Origin of the sequence: Pseudomonas brassicacearum (assembly GCF_003732175.1) — a bacterium.
GTDB classification, from domain to species: domain Bacteria; phylum Pseudomonadota; class Gammaproteobacteria; order Pseudomonadales; family Pseudomonadaceae; genus Aquipseudomonas; species Aquipseudomonas brassicacearum_G.
The window spans coordinates 61,100-86,005 of the sequence record NZ_MOBI01000013.1 but is presented as its reverse complement, the minus strand read 5'-3'; the positions used below and the strand labels follow the sequence as shown (position 1 = coordinate 86,005).

General features: G+C 56.4%; 15 protein-coding genes and 1 pseudogene. 6 read left to right on the top strand and 10 right to left on the bottom strand.

Annotated elements, in window-relative coordinates; genetic code table 11:
- Positions 1 to 142 precede the first annotated feature (142 nt).
- Positions 143 to 344: pseudogene (locus tag BK658_RS29970) on the top strand (response regulator transcription factor); the annotation flags it as partial.
- A 200-nt stretch (positions 345 to 544) separates the two neighbouring features.
- On the top strand, positions 545 to 2,155 hold the full coding sequence (locus BK658_RS11160; RefSeq protein WP_123582329.1) for an FMN-binding glutamate synthase family protein: 1,611 nt from the start codon (positions 545 to 547) through the stop codon (positions 2,153 to 2,155).
- Here BK658_RS11160 and BK658_RS11155 read toward each other — a convergent pair.
- The 5 genes from BK658_RS11155 to BK658_RS11135 all read right to left on the bottom strand — a co-directional run bounded on the left by BK658_RS11155 (position 2,102) and on the right by BK658_RS11135 (position 8,446).
- Positions 2,102 to 3,793: a glycosyltransferase family 39 protein gene (locus tag BK658_RS11155; protein WP_123582328.1), complete on the bottom strand. Its 1,692-nt coding sequence runs from the start codon at positions 3,791 to 3,793 to the stop codon at positions 2,102 to 2,104. The genes BK658_RS11160 and BK658_RS11155 overlap by 54 nt on opposite strands.
- Positions 3,794 to 3,959: 166 nt before the next feature.
- The gene (locus BK658_RS11150) at positions 3,960 to 5,393 is read right to left on the bottom strand and encodes a glycosyltransferase family 39 protein (RefSeq protein ID WP_148049714.1); all 1,434 of its coding nucleotides are present in this window, start codon (positions 5,391 to 5,393) and stop codon (positions 3,960 to 3,962) included.
- A gap of 92 nt (positions 5,394 to 5,485) precedes the next feature.
- Positions 5,486 to 6,991 (bottom strand): glucosyltransferase domain-containing protein, encoded by a 1,506-nt coding sequence (locus BK658_RS11145; protein WP_123582326.1) that lies wholly within the window; start codon positions 6,989 to 6,991, stop codon positions 5,486 to 5,488.
- Positions 6,992 to 7,031: 40 nt separating this feature from the next.
- Positions 7,032 to 7,973: a glycosyltransferase family 2 protein gene (locus BK658_RS11140; protein ID WP_123582325.1), complete on the bottom strand. Its 942-nt coding sequence runs from the start codon at positions 7,971 to 7,973 to the stop codon at positions 7,032 to 7,034.
- Positions 7,970 to 8,446 carry a GtrA family protein gene (locus BK658_RS11135; RefSeq protein ID WP_404943175.1) on the bottom strand — a complete coding sequence of 159 codons (477 nt, stop codon included), beginning with the start codon at positions 8,444 to 8,446 and terminating at the stop codon, positions 7,970 to 7,972. The genes BK658_RS11140 and BK658_RS11135 overlap by 4 nt, the downstream gene beginning before the upstream one ends.
- 197 nt (positions 8,447 to 8,643) lie before the next feature.
- Between BK658_RS11135 and BK658_RS11130 the strand changes: the two genes are divergently transcribed.
- Complete coding sequence (locus tag BK658_RS11130; RefSeq protein ID WP_123582324.1) at positions 8,644 to 9,768, top strand: OpgC family protein; 1,125 nt, start codon at positions 8,644 to 8,646, stop codon at positions 9,766 to 9,768.
- A gap of 55 nt (positions 9,769 to 9,823) precedes the next feature.
- Here BK658_RS11130 and BK658_RS11125 read toward each other — a convergent pair whose 3' ends face one another.
- A complete protein-coding gene (locus BK658_RS11125; RefSeq protein WP_123582323.1) occupies positions 9,824 to 11,242 on the bottom strand; it encodes an amino acid permease in 1,419 nt (472 codons plus the stop codon).
- Positions 11,243 to 11,875: 633 nt separating this feature from the next.
- On the opposite strand from BK658_RS11125, the gene BK658_RS11120 reads away from it, so the two are divergent.
- The 3 genes from BK658_RS11120 (at position 11,876) to BK658_RS11110 (ending at position 21,010) form a co-directional block, all read left to right on the top strand.
- Positions 11,876 to 12,334: an REP-associated tyrosine transposase gene (locus BK658_RS11120; RefSeq protein ID WP_123582322.1), complete on the top strand. Its 459-nt coding sequence runs from the start codon at positions 11,876 to 11,878 to the stop codon at positions 12,332 to 12,334.
- Between the two features lie 293 nt (positions 12,335 to 12,627).
- A complete protein-coding gene (locus BK658_RS11115) occupies positions 12,628 to 15,774 on the top strand; it encodes a transglycosylase domain-containing protein (protein ID WP_123582321.1) in 3,147 nt (1,048 codons plus the stop codon).
- 166 nt (positions 15,775 to 15,940) lie between these two features.
- Positions 15,941 to 21,010: an NEL-type E3 ubiquitin ligase domain-containing protein gene (locus BK658_RS11110; RefSeq protein ID WP_123582320.1), complete on the top strand. Its 5,070-nt coding sequence runs from the start codon at positions 15,941 to 15,943 to the stop codon at positions 21,008 to 21,010.
- A gap of 71 nt (positions 21,011 to 21,081) precedes the next feature.
- On the opposite strand, the gene BK658_RS11105 is transcribed toward BK658_RS11110, so the two are convergent.
- The 4 genes from BK658_RS11105 to BK658_RS11090 are packed head-to-tail and all read right to left on the bottom strand — an operon-like array spanning position 21,082 to position 24,906.
- Positions 21,082 to 22,344: a hypothetical protein gene (locus tag BK658_RS11105; protein ID WP_123582319.1), complete on the bottom strand. Its 1,263-nt coding sequence runs from the start codon at positions 22,342 to 22,344 to the stop codon at positions 21,082 to 21,084.
- The gene (locus BK658_RS11100) at positions 22,341 to 22,838 is read right to left on the bottom strand and encodes a CS1 type fimbrial major subunit (protein WP_123582574.1); all 498 of its coding nucleotides are present in this window, start codon (positions 22,836 to 22,838) and stop codon (positions 22,341 to 22,343) included. Before BK658_RS11100 ends, BK658_RS11105 begins: the two co-directional genes overlap by 4 nt.
- A 15-nt stretch (positions 22,839 to 22,853) precedes the next feature.
- Entirely contained in the window at positions 22,854 to 23,594 is a 741-nt protein-coding gene (locus BK658_RS11095; RefSeq protein ID WP_123582318.1) for a molecular chaperone, read from the bottom strand.
- 43 nt (positions 23,595 to 23,637) lie between these two features.
- Positions 23,638 to 24,906, bottom strand: coding sequence for a hypothetical protein (locus BK658_RS11090; RefSeq protein WP_123582573.1), 1,269 nt, complete (start codon positions 24,904 to 24,906; stop codon positions 23,638 to 23,640).

The following is a 24,906-nucleotide window of genomic DNA, read 5'->3' as shown; positions in this document are numbered from 1 at the left end:
AGCTGGGTGGCACTGCTTTTCAATGACGATCAATACCCGCAGGTATTCGCCGAAAGCCCGAGCGAGGGCGGCAGCCCGGACCAACTGTTTCAGGCCTACCTCATGGTTCGAGATCAATAAAACACTGACGCCTGCGTAACCGGCCCGAGAGCTGGACGTCGGTCGATCGGTGCTCAGTGGTTGCTCCAGCAAGGAAATCGCCCGTAAGCTGGAAATCTCTGCCGAAACCGTGAAAGTCCATAAGAAACACATTTACAGCAAGCTGGGGATCAAATCCCTGTCCGAACTGTTTTCCGATATTTCTCCAGGCACAAAACGCCTGTAAAACCTGCTGCGTTGAATGAACCACCTTGTGGCGAGGGAGCTTGCTCCCGCCGGCCGGTCCGCGCTCGGGCGAAGCAGTCGCAAAACCGGTTGACGGATTTTGTCTGGCTGAACGCGGTGCCTTTTATTGGGACCGCTTCGCGGTCCAGCGGGAGCAAGCCCCCTCGCCACTCAGAAGTACGCAGTGAATAACCAATGAGTCCGAACCCAAGGAAACCGTATGAGCCTGTCACTCCTGAGCCGCTACGCCTTCTTTGCCGTCTGTGTGATCTTCACCCTCGCCAGCCTGCCGTTTCTTGAATACGACTGGCTCTGGCCAATCTCCATCGTCACTGGCCTGCTGAGCCTGCTGGGGATTTTCGACCTGCTGCAAAGCCCCCACGCGGTACGCCGCAACTACCCGATCCTGGGCAATATCCGTTATCTGGTCGAAGGCATTCGCCCGGAAATCCGCCAATACCTGCTTGAATCCGACAGCGACGCCCTGCCCTTCTCCCGGGCCCAGCGTTCGTTAGTCTATTCGCGGGCCAAGAACGAAACCGCTGACAAACCCTTCGGCACACTGATCGACGTGTACCAGTCGGGTTTCGAGTTCATCGGCCATTCGATGCGTCCGGCCCCCGTGAGTGACCCGAGCAGTTTCCGGGTGGCTGTTGGTGGCCCGCAATGCACAAAACCGTACTCGGCCTCAGTCTTCAACATCTCGGCCATGAGCTTCGGCTCGCTGAGCGCCAACGCGATCCGCGCCCTCAACCAGGGCGCCAAACTCGGCAACTTCGCCCATGACACCGGCGAAGGCAGCATCAGCCCCTACCACCGTGAACACGGTGGCGACCTGACCTGGGAACTGGGCAGCGGCTACTTCGGCTGCCGCACCGCCGACGGACGCTTCGACCCGGAACGCTTTGCCGCCCAGGCTCAGGACCCGCAGGTACGGATGATCGAAATCAAGATGAGCCAGGGCGCCAAACCCGGCCACGGCGGCATTCTGCCCAAGCATAAAGTGACCCAGGAAATTGCCGACACGCGTGGCGTTCCGATGGGCCAGGACTGTGTGTCGCCATCCCGCCACAGCGCATTCTCCACACCAGTCGAAATGATGCACTTCATCAAGCAACTGCGTGAGCTATCGGGCGGCAAACCGGTGGGCTTCAAGTTCTGCCTCGGCCACCCGTGGGAATTCATGGGCATTGCCAAGGCCATGCTGGAAACCGGCATCCTGCCGGACTTCATCGTGGTCGACGGCAAGGAAGGCGGCACTGGCGCTGCGCCGGTGGAGTTTACCGACCACATCGGCGTGCCGATGCGTGAAGGCCTGCTGTTCGTGCATAACACCCTGGTGGGCCTGAACCTGCGGGACAAGATCAAACTCGGCGCCAGCGGCAAAATCGTCAGCGCCTTCGACATCGCCAGCGTGCTGGCAATTGGCGCCGACTGGGCCAACTCGGCCCGTGGTTTCATGTTCGCCATCGGCTGCATCCAGTCGCAAAGTTGCCACACCAACAAGTGCCCGACCGGCGTCGCCACTCAGGACACCCTGCGCCAACGCGCGCTGGTGGTGCCGGACAAGGCCCAGCGCGTGTTCAACTTCCATCGCAGCACGCTCAAGGCCCTGGCCGAAATGCTCGCTGCGGCAGGCCTCGAACACCCATCGCAACTGTCGGCCAAACACCTGGTACGGCGCATGTCAGCGACCGAGATCAAACTGTTTTCCCAATTGCACGTGTTCCTCAAACCCGGCGAGTTGCTGACCGGGGAAGTGAATGGCGAGTTCTATTCACGGATGTGGCAGATGGCCCGGGCCGACAGTTTTGAGGCCAATGTCGTGTGATGCATACACGCGACTGTCAGGTGGCTGGGTAGCACAGCCGCCTCCGGTGGTCGTGATGGTTTGCTCTGCGGAGGCGCGGGTCACATAGAGTCGAAGCTCCATGTCCCCCACGCCTTGCGCGAACAGGCACTGCCAATTGCCTGGAAAGTGGTTTTCATCATCCGCCAGGCGAGTCGATGTCACCCACCACACTCGCTTGATGTCGGGCGATACGTTGACAAGGTTGTCGAGAAAGACCTTATCCCGATCCTGGTAAATCAATGTGGACGCGCCATAACCGTTAGGTCGGTGAGCCGTGCTGTTATCCCAGGGCGCCTGAAACAGCCATGGTTGAATGTTGGAGCGATTGTAGTAAGCAACGCTGTAATACCAGTACGCGCCATCCACAATGATGTTATCGCCTGTGATAGCGTTCTCATTGATACGCGACACAATATCGTCAAGCGGGTACAGGGACGCATTGCGCGGATCATCCAGGTCATCTTGTTGTTGATAGATAGTATTCAGCCCCATGAGTTGAATCCCGACAACCAACACGACCGACGCCCACGCCAGGGCACGCGTACAACGGGCAATCCGTCTGATTGCCAACGCCGCTATCATCGGTAAGCCCAGCGCCGCAAAGGCCATGTACCGCTCAACAAAGATGGGGAAGCCGAATGACACCACAAAGACAATCAACACCGGCAACAGCACGTAGATAACCAGTAACAGCTCAAGTTTCAACCGGCTTCTTTCCTTGAGCCCGACCCACACCACCGATGCCATTACCAGCGCCGGAAGCATTACATAAATCGGGCTGGTAAACTCCAGTCCACTTTTCACCGTTAAAAACTTCCAGACCGCTGAAGGCAACGTATAGATCGTCAATTCAGGGATCCAGAAAATATCCCCTCCGGTCTCTAGCTTCTCCGTATTTAAAAACAGCTCATTGCCCAGACTGATCAACCAGGGAATATAAAGAACACCCATGGCCACATTCGTGCCCCACCACATTGGCCGCGAAAGGTAATGAAGCGATTTATCTCGCTGAAGACGCAAGACAACGAGGTATAGCCAGTGAGACAGCAGACATAAAACAGCCAGGTAATGTGTATATAACGCGGCCGTCATGAGCACGAGATAGCTCATCAGGTATCGGTTGCGAGCGTTTTTAAGCCAATAGACCAAGGCGATGGTTGCGCCCAGCAGCCATACCCCTTCCAGCGTATACATCCGGGCTTCCTGGCTGTAGCGAACGGATATCGGTAACAAGGCCAGAAACAGCCCGGCCAACAAGGCCACCCTCGGTGTGCTGATCAATCGCATCAGCCACATGCCCAACGCGACTGTTGCAACTCCCGCCAGCGCACTCAGGGCCCGAATCGCAAACACCCCTTCACCAAAAATCGCCATCCAGGCATGGAGCACTAAAAAGTACAGCGGCGGATGAACGTCATGCCCCAGGTGAAACCAGATACGCCCCGGCGACTGAACCCCCACCAACGCCGAGAACGCTTCATCGGTCCAGAAATAAGGAAGGCTGATGCAGTAAAACCGAACAATGATCGCGAGCATCATGACAAGCACCCACCCACCGCTTTCTACCGATGAGTGCAGGGATAGAAACCCCGTATCGTCACGACGCTGAAAGTTCATATTTTCTCCCCGACAATGTAAACCTGATAGAAACAGGTGCCTGCCCACCGACGACTCACCCTCATCGTGAATCCGTATTTACGCTAAACGCTCTCGATAAAACGCTCTGCTGTCATTGATAAAGGCTAGCTAACGGGGCTGCTCGGATTGGTTTTTTTTTGGTTTTTCACCGAATCCCGCGACTCACCGAAAACAATCGGACGTCCCCATCCCCCTTCGTAAAGGTATCGAGCAGCCGCCAGCTTTCAGGGATAACGACCTGTTGCGCCCCATCACCACGGCCGTCCAGCACCCACACGCGACCTGAACCCGGCGTCAGGCGTTCAAGGTTGTCGAGATAGACCTTATCTGCGTTTTGTTGAGTCAGTGTCGAGGTTAGATAGCCGTCAGGACGTCCGGAAGTACCGTCCTTTTTGGGGGGTGTATAAAGCATCGGAGTCACGCCGGTCTTGTTGTAGTACGCAAAGGGGTAGTAAAGAAAATTGTTGGCAACCACGACACCGTCGTCGGGACGAGCAGAGGCATTAATGTAGTCTGCCAACGCATCGACCTTGTTGACTTCGACATAGACAACATGACCCCTTTGATGAACGTTATATAACCCGACACTTTCCATCGACACTATCAATAGCAACAGAACAAAAAACAACGCTTTTGCGCGCCCCCACAGTGCATCCAGTGCCACCGCCAGGATCATCGGAAAGCCCAGCGCAACAAACACAAAATAACGATAAATAAACAGTGGCCGAACCAGTGAGACCCCTGCAATCAACACCAGAGGAAACCAGGTATAGATGACGAGCAGTGTGCTGAATCTTTTCTCACTCGTGTCCCGCATGACAATGACTGCCGACACCAGCAACATCAATAACGGCAGACTATAGAACAGCCAGATTGATTCTTTTGGCCCATCGCTATAGCTCACAAACTGCCAGAATGCTGACACCACCGTCGGAACATCCAGCGGCGCTATCCAGTTAAACCCGGAAAACCTTAACTGATTCATCAGGCTCGGAACCCAGGGCATGAACAGTAAAATGACCGCCCCATTGGCCATCCACCATGCAGGCGCTAGCAACTGTTTGTGTTGTGCTACGCGTTGAAACCTCAATACCAAAAGCCAGGCCCAGTGTGACGCCATGCACACAGCGGCAAAATAGTGAGTATAAAGTCCTGCCAGCATCAGCAACGCATAGACAGCAAGCAGCCAATGACTGCCTGAGCCTTTTACCCAGTAGACGAAAGCAATCGTTGCGCTAACCATTAGCAACGCGAGTAACGCATACATGCGAACTTCCTGACTGTAGCGTACCGCTATGGGCAGCAACGCCAACATGATTCCGGCCAGCATCGCCGCCCGTCGCGTACTGACCAAACGAACCAGCCAGATGCCCAGCCCGACGGTGACGACGTCTGCCAGTGCACTCAGGCTTCGAGCAGCAAACACTCCATGTCCGAATACATTCATCCATTCATGCAACACCAGATAATACAGCGGCGGGTGCACATCCCGGGCCGTATGGAACAGGATTTGAGAGGGCGAATATGAACTCAACAACAAGGTAAACCCTTCATCAGCCCAGATGGCAGGTTCACTCAAGTCGTGAAAACGCACTCCCGCTGCCGCTAGAATAATCAGCAGTATCCAGCACGTGCTCTGGAGAGTGCGGGCACTCGAACGGTTAACCTGGCTTACCACTTATCCTCTCCAGAAGAGGGCACTTCTTTCATGACGATAAAGCCATAATCGCCAATCAGGTACATAGAGTAAAACGTGCTGTCCACCACGGGTGTGTACCTTTGATACCCTACCAGCGTCGCATTTCTCCGCCCATCTTCGATAACGACATTGGTCATTCCCTCTCTGAGCAGATTTTCAGACAGCATGTAAAAATCAATATTGAGTATGTATTTCAGCACCGGCATCCGTTCAAAGCTTCCCTTGGCACTTAGCAACCAACTGTTTGAATAGTTTATGGCCATGTATATCCGCTTCGCTTCGCGCAAGCCTTGATGCGAAGCAATATCATAGGCCATATTGAATTCAGCATTCAGTCCAAATGCTTTCTGCAGATTCAGTACCCGCCCATACGCATACGACATCGACAGCATACTCAGCAACGGCACAATCAATACAACACCGAGCCTGGCATCAACCGTCACCAACCCCTGATGAGCCAGGTAAAACAAAAACACCAGCAGCACACCAAAACCCAACAGCGTTCTGGCGCCCTCATGGAAAAACCTGAACAACAGGGCCGAACCCGACACCAGAAAAACCAGGAATAAAACCATCAGAAAATACAAAAAAAACAGCAGCATCTTATTTAACGATGTCTCTTTCCCCTGGGTGACAGTTCGCCCAATCAGCCCTCCCCCAACGACCGCACACACCACCATCAGCCACGCCAGCCAACGATTCCCTCCTTGAAAAAGCAATCCGATTTTTCCGACTAATACGCCTACATTGTTCAGGACCAGCAAAAGCCCGCTCGCATTGAACGGAATCATCTCCAGGCGCTCATGGGTCATGAGTGGATAAGCCAGCAAGAAATAAATGATCAAACCCGCTACCCACTGCACCGTTTTCACTCCTGCCATTGATAATAAACAGCCAAGGGACTCTTTATTATCAAGACCTCTCACGAACTCGATGCAGCACAGCCCAAAAAACACATTGATACTCAGTTGATACAAGCTGAGCCCCACCGCAATCAATGCGCCAGGCACCAGTACCTGAACGACGCCAGCTTTATGTTGAAAGACCATTGCATACATCATCGCCACCAGGCTCAACGCCGTTGCTGGCCCGTCATATTGATACGATAAATTCTGTAGGAAAAACGGGTTGTACCACAGAGGCAGGAGCACTAGACAGCATGAAACAGTCGGTGCTTTGTAGTAATGCATCGTCAGTTTCGTCAAGGCAAACGCCATCGCAAGCGTGGCGATCAGCAAGGGTAAGGGGAACATATCGGGCGCGCCCGAGGTGAAGCTCAAGGCGTTGTAAAACAGCTCGACCAGTAACCGCCCTTGCCCTGCCCAGCCAGTACCGGCCGCCAAGGACCGCCAGTTATCATCTATATAGTAATAATCGACCAGTATCAGAGGGAGTACATAAACAAGAGTGGCGAGTAAAAAAAACACAAACACTTCACGACCGCGCAACTCCCTATTCAATACACTCGCCCTCTTCATTTCGGCGCTCCTTTCCCGGCCCGGACCTCACCACTTTTTTTTACAGTTCGCGCTTACCTTTGCCGCCTACAATATCTTTCACCACATACCTCGGCCGGTGTTTCGACTCAATATAGATTCGCCCTACATACTCACCCAATATGCCAATGCCGATCAGTTGAACACCCCCCAGGAATAAAATCGCGGTCATCAACGAAGGGTAACCCGGTACGTTATTGCCGAAGAAAATCTTGTCCAGCACCATGTAAATGGCATAGAGAATCGCAAACAGGGAAATCGCGCTACCGACATACGTCCACAACTGTAAAGGCACTGTACTAAAAGACGTAATCCCCTCCAGCGCCAGATTCCAGAGTTTCCAAATGTTGAACTTGGTGGTACCCGCCACACGTTCCGCCCGTTCGTATTCGACGACGGCGGTATTGAACCCCGCCCATGAGAGGATGCCCTTCATGAACAACCGGTGCTCCGGGAGCGTGCGAATCACATTCACGACCTTGCGGTCCATTAACCGGAAATCACCGACGTTCTCTTCTATCCGGGTGTAAGCGATCCGGTTCAACAGGTGATAGAACAGTGCGGCGCTGTGCCGTTTCATATAACTGTCAGCGGTGCGATCGTGGCGCTTGGCAAGTACCACATCAGCCCCGTTCTGCCACTCCCGGATCAACAAGGGGATCACACTGATCGGGTCCTGCAAATCGACATCCATCGGTATCACCGCATCGCCGGTGGCGTACTCCAACCCGGCAAATAACGCGGGCTCCTTGCCGAAATTGCGCGAAAAATTGATGACCAGCACATGCTCGTCAGCCAACGCGATGGCTTTGGCCTGTGCTGCTGTCTGGTCGGAACTGCCGTCATTGATGAACACGATCTCGACGTCACAATCAGCGATCGACAGTTCCTGACGAACTGCCTGATAAAACAGGTTAATCGCCTGTTCTTCATTGAACACGGGAACAATCAGCGAGATCTTCACTGCTTACGCCCCCGAAAGATGACATATTTTGAGTAAAAAAAACCGCAGACCAGGCTGATACCGGAGAAGACCACCAACGTCATCAACCCTGGCAGCAGTAACTGATCCCCCACATACCCCACGCCATAACTCAACACCCCCATGAGCCCGACAAACAGCACATACCGTGGAACACTGGTTCTTTGTTTGAAGGTGTATCGCGCATTGGCATAAAAGGAAAATGAAACGGCCAGGCAAAAGCCCACGAAGTTACTGGGTGCCTGACGAAAACCCATGACTGTGTGCATAACAAAAAACGTCGACCAGTGGATCAACGTATTAAGCAGGCCAACCGACACGAATCTGGGGAAACCGTGAAATGCGGCTCTCATGTCCATTGCGTTTGTTTCCAGTCTGAACGCGCGCTCTGCAGCAAGCTTGGCACCCTTGACCCGCTTGTCTATTTTCCAGTCAATAAATAGACCAATGGCCAAAATGCCGTTCTAAAGGCTCGCTTCAGCCATCAGCGATATGTCCCGCCCCTGCCGTTTGCACGGCCGAGACATCCGGTAATAGCCCGCCTTTGCAATTACCGCCAAATCACGCCACCCTGCGCGCCGCCGATGTGCGGCGCACAGTCTTTTGCCCCGCTGACCACCCTTTACTCACATCTGTTCAAGAGCCCGTTGTCATGACCCAAGGACGCGACCTTCGTATCGATTTCTTTCGCGGACTGGCACTGATCTTCATTTTCTGGGATCACGTGCCACACAACCCCCTCGCCAATTTCACAGTGCGCAATTTCGGTTTCAGCGATGCGGCGGAAATCTTCGTGTTTCTGGCAGGCTACGCGGCGGTGCTGGCCTACGGCAAGATTGCCCGACGCGATGGCTTGCTGATTGCGACGGTGAAGATCCTGCGCCGCGCCTGGGTGCTGTACGTGGCGCATATCTTTTTGTTGGCGGTGCTGATGGGCATCGTGTTCTTTGCCAACAGCCACGTGGAAACCCGTGACCTGGTGCAGGAAATGGGCCTGCAATACTTCCTCAGCAACCCGCAACAGGCCTTGGTCGATGAGTTGCTGCTGCGCTTCAAACCCAACCTGATGGACCCGTTGCCGTTGTACATTCTGCTGTTGCTCGGACTGCCGCTGGTGTTGCCGATGTTGCTGCGCAAGGCCGAGTATGTGGTGGGGTTGTCGGTGGTGCTGTACATGCTGGCGCCGTGGTTTCAATGGAACCTGGCGGCAACCGACGGTGGTGTGTGGTTCTTCAATCCGATGGCCTGGCAGCTGCTGTTTATCCTCGGTGGCGCAGCGGCGATTCACGGTCAGCGCCCCGCGTTGCCGGACACTCGAACCTTGCCACATCAGCCACTGTTTGTTGCGGCAGCGACCTATCTGCTGATCACCGCGCTGATCGCATTGTCGTGGAAATGGCCGACGGTGCATGACGCCTTCATGCCCCGGATGCTGGGCGAATGGCTGTACCCGATCAGCAAGACCAACTTGTCACCGGCGCGGCTGCTGCACTTTTTGGCGCTGGCATACGTCATCGCCAAGCTCTTGCCCAACAGCGGCTGGACGCAAAACTGGCTGGCGCGGCAAAGCTGCCGCATGGGCCGTTACTCACTGGAAGTGTTTTGCTTGGGTGTGCTGCTGGCACCGCTGGCGGACATGCTCAACTCGCTGGCCGGGGATGCGTTGGTCATGCAGATTTTCAGCGCCCTGTTGGGGGCGGGATTGATGGCGGTACTGGCGGCGTGGCTGGATTGGAACAAACGGCTGAACCGGCCGGCACAAGTGGCCGCCGCCTGAAACCAAAAAGCCCCGGTCACTCGACCGGGGCTTTTGCTTTTACAGCATCAGACGATTACGACGCCGCGCGCACCGCCCCCTGCGGAACACTGGTCGGCTGCAGCTTGAACACATAAAACAGCACCGTCAGCAGCACCAGGAACGCAGGTCCCACGTACAGCGCGACGCGGGTGTCCGGGAAGTAGGCCATCAGGCCAACCACCATCACCAGGAACGCCAGCGCCAGGTAGGAACTCACCGGGTACAGCCACATGCGGTACTTGAGAGCGGCACGTTCAGCCGGGGTCAGGCCTTTGCGGAATTTGAGCTGCGCCAGCAGGATCATCACCCACGTCCAGATCGCACCGAAGGTCGCGATGGCGGTGACCCAGACAAAGACTTTTTCCGGCACCAGGTAGTTGAGCAACACGCCCAGCAGCAGCGCGCCGATCGACAGCAACAAGGCGCGACGCGGCACACCGTTCGAGGTTTTGGCGAAACCGGCCGGGGCCTGGCCGTTCTGCGCCAGACTGTAGAGCATGCGTCCGGTGCTGAAGATGCCGCCGTTGCACGACGACAGCGCAGCGGTGATCACCACGAAGTTGATGATGCCGGCAGCTGTCTTGATGCCCAGGCGCTCGAAGGTCATCACAAACGGACTGCCCTGAGTGCCGATTTCGTTCCACGGGTAGATCGACAGAATCACGAACAGTGCGCCGACGTAGAACAGCAGGATGCGCCAGAACACCGAGCCGATGGCATTCGGAATAGTCTTCTGCGGGTTCTTCGCTTCACCGGCCGTCAGCCCGATCATCTCGACACCCAGATAGGCGAACATCACCATTTGCAGGGACATCAATACGCCCTGCACGCCATTGGGCATGAAGCCGCCATGGCTCCACAGGTTGGAAATCCCCAGCGCAACGCCGTCGTTGCCGAAACCGAATGCGATCACACCGACACCGCCGACCACCATCGCAATGATGGTGACGATCTTGATCAGCGCGAACCAGAACTCGAACTCACCGAAGGCCTTGACCGCGATCAGATTGATCGAGCCCATGCTCACCAACGCCGCCAGTGCCCAGATCCAGCGCGGCACATCGGGGAACCAGATGCCCATGTACACCGCCACCGCGGTAATTTCCGCGACGCAGGTCACCAGCCACAGGAACCAGTAGTTCCAGCCCGTGAGGAAGCCCGCCAACGGGCCGAGATAATCTTGTGCGTAACGACTGAACGAGCCGGCGACCGGGTTATGCACCGCCATTTCGCCAAGGGCGCGCATGATCACCAGGATCGCCAGACCGCCGATGACGTAAGACAGCATGATTGCCGGGCCGGCCATTTCGATAGCCTTGGCTGAACCGAGGAACAGGCCGACACCGATACAGGCACCGAGCGCCATCAAGCGAATATGCCGTTCACCGAGTTCGCGTTTGAGCGGGCCACCCTGAGGGGTCTCGCCGTGGGGCAGGTGATTGCCAACGGTCATAGGGGTACAACCTCATCTTGTTATTGGATATGGCCACCGAGTGTCGAAGCACAGACCGATAGGCCTGAACTTCCTGAAACCGGATCCACTTCATGGGTAGATCCGTCTTGTAGGACAAAACCTGCAAGATCAGCGGGGCGTGCAGTATAAAAAGCCCCATGCAGGGCTTTTCACTATATAAACGACAAGATTCAGCCAGAACTCTCGGCAAAAGCGGTCCTTGCGGAGGGGCATTACCTGGGATTCAGCCTTGAACTCGCCAGCGAAGCGGCACCGAGTATTGCACAACAATGGTGCGGCGTCATGCCCCTACCTAGGCCGTATTTACCGGCTTGATGGCTCTATCTCGTACCTTTCACCCCTAACTCAATACTGAAGGGCATCCTGTGGCGAGGGGGCTTGCCCCCGCTGGGCTGCGAAGCGGCCCCAAACCGGTATTCCCATTCCATCGGCTACACCGCATGTCATTTACCTGCGACTGCTGCGCCCGAACGCGGGCCCGCCGACGGGGGCAAGCCCCCTCGCCACAATGAGTCCTGCTTTGGATTCAGAATATTCCGCAACAGGCAGAGCGCCGGAACCGCCAATAGAACGCTAGCGTTAATCACAAAGATGAACTCAGGAGGCAATGGATTGCCAAGCCAACCAAACTCTCACCGCCTGCGACTCGGTCGACACTCCGAAGCTGGACGCGCATATCTCATCACTGCAGTCATTCACAATCGCCAACCCATATTTTCCGATTGGCGGATAGGACGCCTGCTTGTCGCTGAACTGCGACGAGCTCACGACCAAGGCCAGGCAAGTTCATTGGCCTGGGTAGTAATGCCCGATCACTTTCATTGGTTACTGGAACTGCAAGATCACAAACTGAGTCACGTGGTCGGATCTACTAAGTCACGTTGCACCCTGATAGTGAACAAAACCCTGAGACGGCACGGACCACTCTGGCAAAGCGGTTACCACGACAGGGCAATACGCGACGGTGAAGACCTGCTCCCTTTCGCCCGATACATCGTCGCCAACCCATTGCGAGCAGGACTGGTGGAAAACATCGGCGATTATCCGCTTTGGGATGCAAGCTGGCTGTGAACATCTGAATCCGGAACCAAACACAGAACCCGTGGCGAGGGGGCTTGTCGGAACGCCGCACCGCCCCGTTCGGCTGCGCAGCAGTCGCTGATCGGTTACACACCGTGTGCCTGAAGAGCTGGGGATGCAGGTTTTGGGGCCGCTCCGCAGCCCGGCGGGGGCAAGCCCCCTCGCCACAGGATCACGATCAGACGATCGTCATAAATTCTGCATTCACAAATTTTTCACCGGTTCCAACCAGCGTCTAAGCTTCAGTCAAGTCCGATCAATCTGCGTAAATGGATCAATCGACTATGGGCGCTTTGTGGCAATCCGATTCGAGTGAAGCTGTTGTGCCAACTGACAACGTGGAAGAAGCGCCTTCACCGAAAAAACCTCGCCGTCCTCGTTATGGCTGGCGACTGTTCTGGTTGCTGTTATTGATTATTCTGGTTGCGCTCGGTTGGGCAGCCTCCAAGGAAATGCGCACCTCGAAACTGCAGGCGCGCGAATTCAGCCAGTTTGCTGCATCGCTGAGTTACTCGATGCAACCAGGGCCCAGCGATTCAATTTTCTATCCGGGTGCCGGGCCTTTCGACAAGCGCCTGGGCTACAGTTCTCTGGGTGAGTTTTTGCCGCGCTTGCTCAAGCGTGGCTACATGATCTCCGCGCAAACCCGTTTCTCACCGAAACTGTTCAACTACAGCGAAAAGGGCTTCTTCGTGCCCTACGCGGAAAAAATCCAGGCCGGTTTATCCATTACCGACTGCCGCGCCTTGCCCTTGTATCAGTACAACTATCCGCAGCAGCTGTATTCGAGCTTTGCCGCGATCCCGCCGCTGGTGGTGCACAGCCTGCTGTTCATCGAGAACCGCGACCTGCTCGACCCCAAACAACCCCTGGCAAACCCCGCTGTGGACTGGCCGCGTTTTGGCAAGGCAGCCTGGTCGCAAATCGCCAAACTGCTGCACCTGCCCGGTCAGACTGCCGGTGGCAGCACCCTGGCCACTCAGCTGGAAAAATACCGCCACTCACCCGATGGCCTCACGGTGTCGGGCAGCGAGAAAATCCGTCAGATGATTTCCGCCAGCGTGCGCGCTTATCAAGATGGCCCGCAAACCCTCACGGCTCGTCAAAACATCGTGCGCGATTACCTCAACAGCGTGCCGCTGTCGGCGGTGCCCGGCCATGGTGAAGTGCATGGCATGGCCGAAGGGCTGCGCGTGTGGTACGGCGCCGATTTCAATCAGGTCAATAAAGCCCTGACGAGTGTTGCCAGTGACCCGCTGAGTCTGTCTCAACGCGGTCTGGCCCTGCGTCAGGTACTGTCGCTGATGATCGCCCAGCGTCGGCCTTCACACTACTTGGCCAATGGCCGTGACGAACTGGCAGAACTCACCGACAGCCACATCCGCCTGCTCGCACAAAACGCTGTGATCGACGACCCGCTGGCCGCTGCCGCACTGGCCAGCAAGGTGACCTACCGCGACTGGCAACAACAGCCGACCATTCAACCGATTGAATCCAACAAGGGCATCAGTGTGGCGCGCAGTCGGCTGGCCGCCCTGCTCAATCGTCCTTTGTATGACCTCGATCGCCTTGACCTGTCGGCCACCAGCACCTTGCAGTACGACCTGCAAACCAAGGCCACCGCGTACCTCAAGCATTTGGCCGACCCGACCTACGCGGCGCAACTGGGCCTGCTCGGCGAACACTTGCTGACCCCCACCAGCACGACCCAGGTGCGTTACAGCTTCACCCTGTTCGAGCGCACCCCCGATGGCTCGCGGGTGCGCGTGCAGACCGACAGCACCGATCAGCCCTTCGACATCAACGAAGGCAGCAAACTGGAACTGGGCTCCACCGCCAAACTGCGGGTATTGACCTCCTACCTGCAAATCATCTCCGAACTGCACGACCGTTATGGCGACCAGCCACCGGCCGTGCTGAAAAAAACCGCTGTCCCCGAGCAGGACGTGATTTCTCGCTGGGCCGTCGATTACCTGATCCAGAACACCGACCGCAGCCTGCCGAAAATGCTCGATGCTGCGCTCAACCGTACGTACTCGGCCAACCCCGGCGAATCATTTTTCACCGGCGGCGGCCTGCACACCTTTCACAACTTCCGCAAGGAAGACAACGGCCGCAGCCCGACCCTGCGCGACGCCCTGCGCGAATCGATCAACCTGCCGTTCATTCGCCTGATGCGCGACCTGGTGCGCTACAGCACTTACTCGGGGCCCAACAGTAGCGGCCAGTTGCTCAATGACGATGACAACCCGCGGCGCCAGGAGTATCTGGCGCAATTCGCCGACCACGAAGGCACCGCGTTTTTACTGCGCTTCTGGAAGAAGTACCAGAAGAAGGACACCCAGGCTCGCCTCGAGACCTTCCTCGACAGCATGCACCCGACGGCGATTCGTCTGGCCGCGGTGCACCGTTACCTGCTGCCCGAAGCCAGTCAGGAAAGCTTCAACAGCTTTGTGCGCGCACACCTGAAAACGGCCAAAAACACCGATAAGAATATCGACAGAACCGCCGGCAAGCTCAACGAAAAACTCACTGACGAGCGCCTGGAGAAACTCTATAAAACCTACGGACCAGGCGCCTTTGACCTGCCCGATCAAGGCTTCATCGCCAAGGTCCACCCTCTGGACCTGTGGCTGATGGGCTACTTGCTGAACCACCCCGACGCCAAGTTCAGCCAGATCGTCAAAGCCAGTGAATTCGAGCGTCAGGAAGTCTACAGCTGGCTGTTCAAGAGCCGGCACAAGAGTGCCCGCGACAGCCGCATCCGGACCATGCTGGAGATCGAAGCCTTCCTCGACATTCACCAGCGCTGGCAGAAAGTCGGCTACCCGTTCGACCACCTGGTGCCGTCACTGGCCACCGCCATCGGCAGCTCCGGCGATCGGCCAGCGGCTCTGGCAGAGCTGATCGGGACGATCCTCAACGATGGCGTGCGGATGCCGACCCTGCGCATCGACAGCCTGCATTTCGCCGCCGGCACGCCGTATGAAACAACGGTGATCAATGACCCGGACAAAGGCAAACGCGTGATGCCGTCCGAAGTGGCGACGGCGATGCGCGAAGCGTTGTCGCAAGTGGTCGACGCCGGTACCGCCAAGCGGGTCGCCGGTACGTTCAAACTGCCAAACGGCACCCCGCTGGCCATGGGCGGCAAGACCGGCACCGGTGACAACCGCATTGAAGCCTTCGGTTCCGGCGGACGGGTGCTGAGCTCGAAATCGATCAACCGCACCGCCACGTTCGTGTTCTACATTGGCGAGCATCACTTCGGCACCCTTACCGCCTTCGTGCCTGGCGCCTCGGCCGAATCCTTTAAATTCACCTCGGCCTTGCCGGTGCAGGTACTTAAAGGGATGGCACCGATTCTCACACCGTATCTGCAACCGGGGAGCAACACGCTGTGTCTGCCTGTCAACGTAGCGCAGCGCTGATGAAGCAGAACATTAAAGGAAGGTAGTAATTAGTTGTTTTCGGCATTGTAAATTTCAATGCCTTATCCGCGCGAACACCTGTTTAACAGTTGAATTTCAGACTTTTACTTTGAGCCCCGGGAGTTAGGCTGATACCCCCGATAAAGACTCAAGGTTTATTAAAAGCATGTCTGACTTACAAGGAAGTATCTCTGCTCGCCAGTCACTGGAGGCGAGCGATAATAAAGGCCGCCATTACGACTTCATCAAGAGCCGGATCCACCCCGCTTTCAAGAACACTTCATTGCAAAGGGTTCGGGAGCTTAGCCTCACAAAAACACGGGCTGCGCCATGGATAACGACAGCCACAGACTTCGATCACACGTTGTTACAAGAGGCCAACCTTAAACTCTGGTCCTCTCAAAACAAGGTGGACCGGTTTATTGATAAGTTACAAGACGTTTATGAGTTCGCAGAACCCATACTCACCCATGCACTGATAAAACAGTTCGGCGTCAATACCAATGTCAGAACCACTTACTTGCACCTTTATCTACCCAAGGATCGCCCTTGGTATGTCATCAACACGTCCGGCGGCGTTGTCACCCGAACCGTCTCGCTGCTGGACGCCGCCTTACACAACTTCGCGCGTACTGAAACCTGTGAGCCAGACTCCGACTTCATCAGCCAGCCCGATGCTCGCGGGCACTTCGACATCCTGCCGATCAAACGCAAAATGTCCATCGCCCAGTTCCAGACCCTGTGCCGCGAACTGGACATTGGTGCGCGCTATACCCAATACCTCGAAGAACAGTTGCTGCCCAGTGACGGCCTTGCACAGAGCTTTTTGAAACTCAACATTGTCGAGAGCCAGAAAGCCGCCTTTAAAGCGGCTGCGCAACAGGCGGTGATGACCGGCGACATTGACGCCGACGCTCGCGACCTGATCCTGATGATGCTCGATGGCCAGCGCAACCTCACCCGCAAAGGCCGGGTGATGCAGTTCGCCGAACTGTCCATCCTGGACAACCTCCTGACCGGAATCGTGTTGATTACACCGAGCCCGGAACAAAAGATCCGCGACGTTACGCCAGTGTTCGCTTATGTCCCGCAGGACCCTGAGCATCCACTGAAAGAATACCCGTCAACCGTCGCTTTCATGAATGAACTGACTTGCCAGCTGCGCGACAACGACGTCATATCGTCCACAGGAATGACTTACCAGCAGTACTTCAGTCGGTTCGTCGATCAGCAAGAGCGGGGGCATTTTTTCGGCGGGCTGCAACAACGCCTGTTCGAGGTGAAATGGCATCAGAAAGAGCCGCTGGACCAGAGGCCTAGCTGGAGGGAAGTCCCGGTGACCGCCCCCCATCTGCAATTCAGTGCCGAACCGATCACCGGCGAATTCTGGGAGTACCTTTACCAGCAAAAACTGAACAAGATCCTCAATGACGCCCGACACATCGCCGTGTCCACCGCCGATACCGATCGCAACGCCCGTTGGGCCTGGTGGGACAATTTCAAAAAAATAGTCTCGGACCTCTTCAACGTCGCGCTGATGATCGCCACCCCCTTCGTCCCGGGCCTGGGAGAATTGATGATGGCCTACACCGCTTACCAGATTGCCAGCGACGTCATCGAGTTTGTCGTGGACCTGACCGAAGGCCTGTGGATCGAAGCCGCCGAGCATATCGTAGGCGTGGTGACCGACGTCGTTCAGCTGGCGGCATTTGCGGCGGGCGCGCAGATTGGCCAGTTCGCTCGCTTGAAACTCTCGCCGCTGATCGAAGGCATGAAACCAGTGGAACTGCCCAACGGCCAGCCCCGCCTGTGGCCCCCCGATCTCAAACCTTACGAACTGCCCGATTACACGTTACCGGCCAACTCCAGGCCTGACGCGTTGGGTATTCACTCCCACGAAGGCCAGGACATTCTGCCGCTGGATGAAAAACATTACGCCGTGCAGCAAGACCCGAAAACGGGCAGCTATCGCGTCAAGCATCCACACCGTTCCAACACCTATTTACCAGAGTTGAAACACAACGGTCTCGGTGCCTGGACCCACGAAGGCGAAAATCCGCGCGCGTGGGAGAACCCGACACTGATGCGTCGTCTCGGCCACTCCGTGGACGGTTTCAGCGATGCAGAACTCGACCACGTTCGCCTCGCCAGCGGCACCGAAGACGGTGCGTTGCGCCGGATGTACGTCGACAATACGGCCCCGCCACCGTTACTGGACGACAGCCTCAAACGTTTGAACATCCAGCGCCAGACCCGACAAGCCATTGAACGAATTCGAACAGGCCTGCCTCTGGACTCATCTTCTTACTGGTTTGAACCGCTGGCGACTTACCTGGACGGCTGGCCTTCGGATAAAGCCCTGAGGGTCTATGAAAACACCGACATGACCGGCCGGTTCCGCCAGTACGGCAATGCCGACGCGACCGACGAGCAAACCCTTTCCACCAGTCTGTCCCACCTCCTGAGCGACCGGTTTGCGCCAAGCCTGGTCGAGTTCCTCAGCGAAGAAGAGCTGCAAGCCGTGCTCGGTGGACCAATCGCCAAAAACAATCGGGTGCAAGCGCTGCGTAATCGTCTGGCGGACGAAGCGAATCGCCTGAACGCCGATATCGTCAATCAGCTGTATCAGGGGGCAGAAGCGTCCAACGATCCGCGGGTCCGGCTCATTCGCCAGGCATTTCCGCAACTGCCGTCCCGAGCGGCACAGACGTTGTTGAGCAGTAGCGAGGGTGCAGACCTCAACCGCATGACTCAGGAGCAACGCCTACCGTTGAACCTCAAGATCCGCGCGCGTGAAGCGGCCTTCGAAGCCCGGACCAACCATGCGTACGAAGGCTTTCACGATGGGGCGCAGTGGGTGCCCGAAACCGAAAGCCTGGTGCTGAATGCGCTCAGGATTCATACCGATACGTTTGCGCAATTGCGCATCGAGGTTCGCGAAGGCAGCGATGCCGGACCACTGCGCGGCAGTGTGGGTGCGCAGGACGCATCGACGGTCCGGCTGCTGGTCAGGGATGACATGAACCGATTCGAAGTCTGGGACGCTGAGAACCACAAACTGCATGAAGCCACTGACTTTTTCGAAGCCGTGCTCAAGGCCTTGCCGAAAAACCAACAAACGCAATTGGGTTATCGGCCTGGCCAGGGTGCATTTTTCAAGCAATGGGTGATGGTCAAGACCGAGACGCCTGCCGAACGCCGCACAGCGCTCGCCGCACCGCCGATCCGTCCGTTGGCTGACCATGAAGACATGCTGCTGTTACGCGGTCCCGGCTTTTCCATCACAGCAGCCACGCTCACCGAACGGGTGCAGGACCTGTACCCCCACTTCAACGACAGGGAGGTCAATACCTTCGTTCGATCCCTGGGCTCGCAAGAGCAAGGGCATCAGACACTGACGAGACTGGACCGTGAACTGGATGACCTTCGCGTGTTGCTCCATCGGTGGCGATACCAGCAACCTGATACGTGGGGGCCGGATCGTCAGGGGTTCGTGAATGGTGGCGGTCTGCACATTTGCGAACGGCTCGTCGATTGTTTTAAAAGAAAACCCACTGTCTTCGGCGAACGCAGTACCACCGTCGACGGCGGCTATGCGCTGGATCTGTCAACAGAGTTCGATGTTCTTGATCTCGAACGCTGGTGGAAAGAGCTGCCGGATATCAAGCACTACCTCGATCAGGTCAGCACCTTGAACCTGGACCGCGCGACCTTTTCCGCAACCTCTACGGGGCTGTTGAAGGACTTCCCCCATCTTCGGCAACTGAGTGCCAGGAGTTGCGGGCTGACGCAGCTGCCTGAGGATGTTGGCAAGATGCACTATCTTCGAACGTTGCGTCTGATGAACAACGAAATCACGTTGACACCCTCGGCTGTCGAACATCTGAAAAACCTGACCCACATGGAAACGCTCAGGCTCGATGACAACCCGCAATTGACGAGGTTACCGAACGTTGAACGCATGCCCAAGCTGAGCATCCTGAGTTTGAGCAACACGGGCGCAACCACGTGGCCCGACGGCCTCTTCGCACCCGTCAGCAAGCGTCGACCGCGTGGTTTTTTTCTGGATCTGCAGGAGAACCCGATCAGTAAAATTCCGACCGTCGTACCCGGCTCGGAGGATGCATTCATCGTGGCGCGAACCCGTTTGTACGAAAAGGATCTTTCAGAGGTAAATCTGGTCATTTTCAAAGAGTATCGGCGCTCGGTCGGCATTTCTCCCAAGCAGCTCTATACCGACGCCGCTACCGATGCGATGGCCCAATGGCCAATGAACGACGACTCTCAATGGTGGAGTGCCGAGGTCTCCGGGCTGGGCACCTTCCGGCAAGAAGCCTGGCACGACTTGATGACCGAACCTGATTCTGAGGGTTTTTTCTTGCTGATCCAGAAGCAGACCCTCTCGGCCGATTACCGGGCCGGCGGGGAAATGCGCAGACAGCTCAGCAGCCGGGTATGGCGAATGATCGAGGCCATTGATCTGGACAGCGAATTACGCAAGGAACTGTTCGAGATGGCGACAGCGCCTACCACCTGCGCTGATGCAGGGGCCCAGGTGTTCAACCATATGGGCATCAAGGTGCTCGCGTCCGAAGCCTATGCCTTATCGACGTCGGGCGCGATCCTTGAAAGCAGGTTGGTGACCCTGGCCAAAGGCGCCGCTCGTCTCGCGCGGGTGGATGACATTGCACGTGCTGAATTCGCCAAGCGAGGGGGCGGCGATGAGGTTGAGGTATTCCTCGGTTTTGAGATCGGGCTTGCTCAGCGTCTCGGGCTACCCTGGCAGTCCGAAAGGATGGTTTACGTGGAATGGGCCGGCGTGAACAAAGAAATGCTCGATACCGCCTATGACACGGTGACATCGATGGAGAGTGGCGATGGACTGATCAATGAAATGATCGAGCAACCCTTCTGGGAGAAATACCTGCGCAACACCTACCCGATCGAATTCAGGCGCAATACCCGACTGTACGAAAACAAGACCGACCTGCTGGATGAGTTGCGCGAAGCTCAACACGCCTGGGCCCGTTCCAAAGGCATGCAGATTGCGCAACGACGGGCACTCAAACAGCGCGTCCAGGACCTCGCCAGGCAACTTAACGTCGACGACAGCGTTGTACTCACCAATGAAGACATGACCGATGAGGCCTATGGCAGGTTGTTGAACGACATCGGCTACGAGGAGAAGCAGCTGAGCAGGCGGTTGACGCGCGAGGCGTTGCACAAGGCCGTGTAGAGGTAACCCGCCCTGAAGGCTCGCGGAGCAGCTTTCAGGGCGTTACATGCAAACCGGTTCGCGCCTCACGGTTATCCCACTTCGGAGTCCCAGATCACCGTGATACTCCCGGAATAGTTGGCCGCTACGCCGGGTTTCAACATGTAGTCCACGTAAGAGCGTGCAATTTCGAAGTGCAAAACACCTGGAGCCCGATCCACATAAAACCCGGGTTTGAATGCTTGCGCACTCACCTCGCCCACGTGCAACGGATGACGTTTGACCGGTTGCCCGCTGAGGTTCGTCAAGCCGCTGGGCAGGCTGACACTGAGCTGCACCGTGGCTGCGCGTTGTGAAACCGGGTCACGAATCATGCAATCGAACAGCCCCGGAATCTGGCACTCCACGAGCATCTTGAAACGACTCGATGCCGAAATATTGAACGTCTGATCGCGAAACAGCCGCGTTGGCTTGCGCCCCTGAGTCAGCCAGGCCTGCCACCCCCCCTGAGGGACCAGTTCGACGCGATTGCCACCGGGTGGAATCTCGACCTTGAGCGTATGCCGAACATCCAGAGAGAAGTTGAGGGTCAGTTGGTTGTCACTTGGAATCATGACATCGCCCATATCGAAATCCTGATGAGGGCCGACCATATAGTTAATAGAACCGGTGTATTTACCCGCCACCATGTCCAGCGGGTCAGGTGTTCGCAGTTCATAAGCGAAAACGAAATACCGATACCCAAAGGACATCGGAATGTCGAAGAGCGCCTTCTTGCTGCACACGCCCGCCCCCACCGGGACTCTCCAGAAACTGTTGTAACCATGAGGTCCACTGGTATACCAACCAACCCCTTGGCAAGGAGCCGGAGCATACACCCAGCCTCCGCCGCTCCACAAATTGTCCCACCCTCCACCCCCGGTTAATTCGGTGACGGTGCGGGGAATTGACGCTTCGTGACCAATACCGCCGATCCGTATGGAAAGCACTTTGGAATCACCTGACTCATGCGTAACGCGCACGTCTCTCCATTCCGAGGGAACCCGGGTCATGCCGCCCTGGCGAGGGTCGGCATGATTGGCCAGAATCGGCGCATTGGCCGTGAATAAAATGGGCGCACGAAGACTGAAAAGGTTAAAGGGTGCACAGGCCGCCGGGACCTGATTACAGAAACCCACAGAGGGTGTTTTATTGACGAATTCATTTTTTTGCGGCTTCGCCGAGTCGGGCTCGAACACCGCCTCAATGTCCAGCACCACCGCTTGCGCCTGCATTGCAAACACAGCGCACACCAGACTGCTCAATACACAGCCACTCAGTGTCCGGGCCAGTCGCCCGCTCAATAAGCTCATCATTTCGGTAACACCGCATTAAAAGTCATATTGACGCTGCCAAAGTAATTGCCGGGTTTATAAACCCCATCGACGGGCGGCACGGGTATGACTTCCAGCAAAACCCGTTTACCCAGGGCGGCATCGCTCAGAGAAACCACTTCACTGCTTTCCAGCTCGCTCAATAACGTGCCGTTGAACAGAACACGCAAGCCAATGTCATGGGCATCGGTGCCGTTGGACAGATAAGGCCTGCCTTCAAGCCGGGCCTTGATCGAACCGGCTTCATTCTTGACATCGAAATACTTGCGCAAGCCGCCCAAGGTCGACGTCACCAGATTCCACGGCAGTTGCTGCTCACGATGTATCCAGCCAGAGTCCGCCGGAATGACGTAGAACGCCTGGCTCGGGACCGTCACGAACACCTCGAAGTGATGCACCTCGCGGGCTGCAAACGCCGAAGTACATGCCCACAGGGCAACAGCCGACAAAGGCACGACAGTCAGTTTTTTGAACATGCTCATCACCTGGCGTTATCCCTTCACGTCGAGTTTTTTGCTTTTCTCGCCTTCAACCAGAGTGAAGCGGTATTCGCGACCGGCCTGTTTCTCGAACTGAAAGGTCCGGCCCGCGAGGATGTGATGCTTGGTCGTCGGCTGGCAGTCCTGCTCGTTTTTCACCGCGCAGTCCTTGAACTCATCGATCACCACCACGCTGTTGCCGTTGTTGCGAATCCGGTAGTTGCGCGCGTCGTTCTCGATCGCGCTGTCGAAACGGGTTTCCTTGGGGCGCACGAAAAATACCGTGCCGTACCCGGCCAGCACATTGACCCCGGCGGACAGGCCTTTCTTGTATTCTTCACGGTCTTCGCTGGAGACGGCGAACTCATCTTCCTTCTCCGGAACCACCGGTACGAAACGCACCCGGAAATACCGCTCTTTCTCACGCTCGCCCATATACAACAGGCGCGTGCCCTGCATGCCATTGGCCGGCACGATCAATCGGGCCGGGCTGGCCATCAAGCCATCACGGGCGGTCGCGTCGGCCTGGGTTTTGAGCGGCTCTTCCCGTGCGCTGCCATCGGCGTCATAAATAATTTCGAGAATATTGACCTTGACGAACGCGGTGCTGTCACCCCCGTTGAACACGCGTTTCAAGTAAGTACTTTTGTCCCCGTCCAGATAGTCATACACGGTCCCGACATTGATGCTCGGGCCGGCGTGAGCCGTCTGGGTAAATAAGCAAAAACCAAATAATGCCACCAGGCGTTTCATAGTCCTGTCCCTCCTTGAATGAATGCTGCAATGCTGCGACGCACTAAACCTCTGAATCCCAGATAACCGTCACACTTCCCGAGTACTGCCGTTGTGATTCGGGACGAATCATCTCTGCCACTTCGCTTGAAGGAATTTCGATGTGCAGGGTTCCCGGTTTGCGGTCGACATAAAAACCCGGCTGGAACAGTTCAGTGCCGCTGCCATCACGCAGCAATGGCCTACGATTGACGGGTAGACCGCCAACATCGGACACGCCATGGGGAAGACTGACGCTGACGTTCAGCGGTACGACATGACCGGTCACCGGCTCTCGCAAAGAGCATGTTTTGCCGTCCTGGGTGTATTCACATTCAAGTTTCATCTTGAAGCGCGAACTCGCTGAAATATTGAATGTTTGATCCCTGAATAACCGCGTTGGTTTTCGGCCTTGTTGCAGCCAGGCTTGCCAGCCGCCTTGTGGCACCAGTTCAATCCGGTTGCCGCCCGGCGGAATTTCGACTTTGAGGGTGTGTTCGACGGTCAGGGTGAAGTCGAGCTGGATGAGCCCGTCCGCGGCCACGACGACATCGCCCAGATCGAAGTCGCCACCGGGACCGATGGTGTAGACCTGCGTGCCCTGGTAGACACCCGAGGACATCTTCAGCGGATTCGGCGTGCGCAGTTCGTAGGTGAAATCCAGATACCGATAACTGAAACCGGGAATAAGAAATTTCGTCTGTTTGGCACACACCGCTTCTGTGGGGGTCAGCCAGAAAAATCCGAAGCCCGTGGTACCGTGATGGCTTATAGGGCCGATTGCTACGCAGGGACTGGGCGCATGTCGCCAATCATCGGTTGCCCACAACACTCGATGGGACTGGTACATATCCGGTTCGCCCGTGATATCCCTCACGTCGTCGCTAAGCCGATAAACAGCGCCCATCCCGGCAATGCGAACTTCCACTGTGGTCGCTTCGCCCGTTTCGCGGTTCAACACTGGCAACGTTCGCCACGCGGCTGGCGTCTTGATCATCGCGCCCTGTCGTACGTCTGTGTGGTTGGGCTGGATGGGGCCGGTGGACTCAACACCTACGACATGTGAGCGCAGACTGAAAATATTGTGAGCCAAACAGGTGGCTGGTTGGGAAGTGCAGAATCCTTCATTACGCGTCGTATTCCTGAATTCATTGTTCTGCGGATTGCTTGGATCGGGGTTGAAAGTGGCGGTGATCTGCTTAACCACCGCTTCCGCCTGCAACGGCGTGACAACCAGGCAGGCAGTGATGAATATCGTTCTTGCCGTCCGCCATGGCGCAGTGAATAAGCTCAT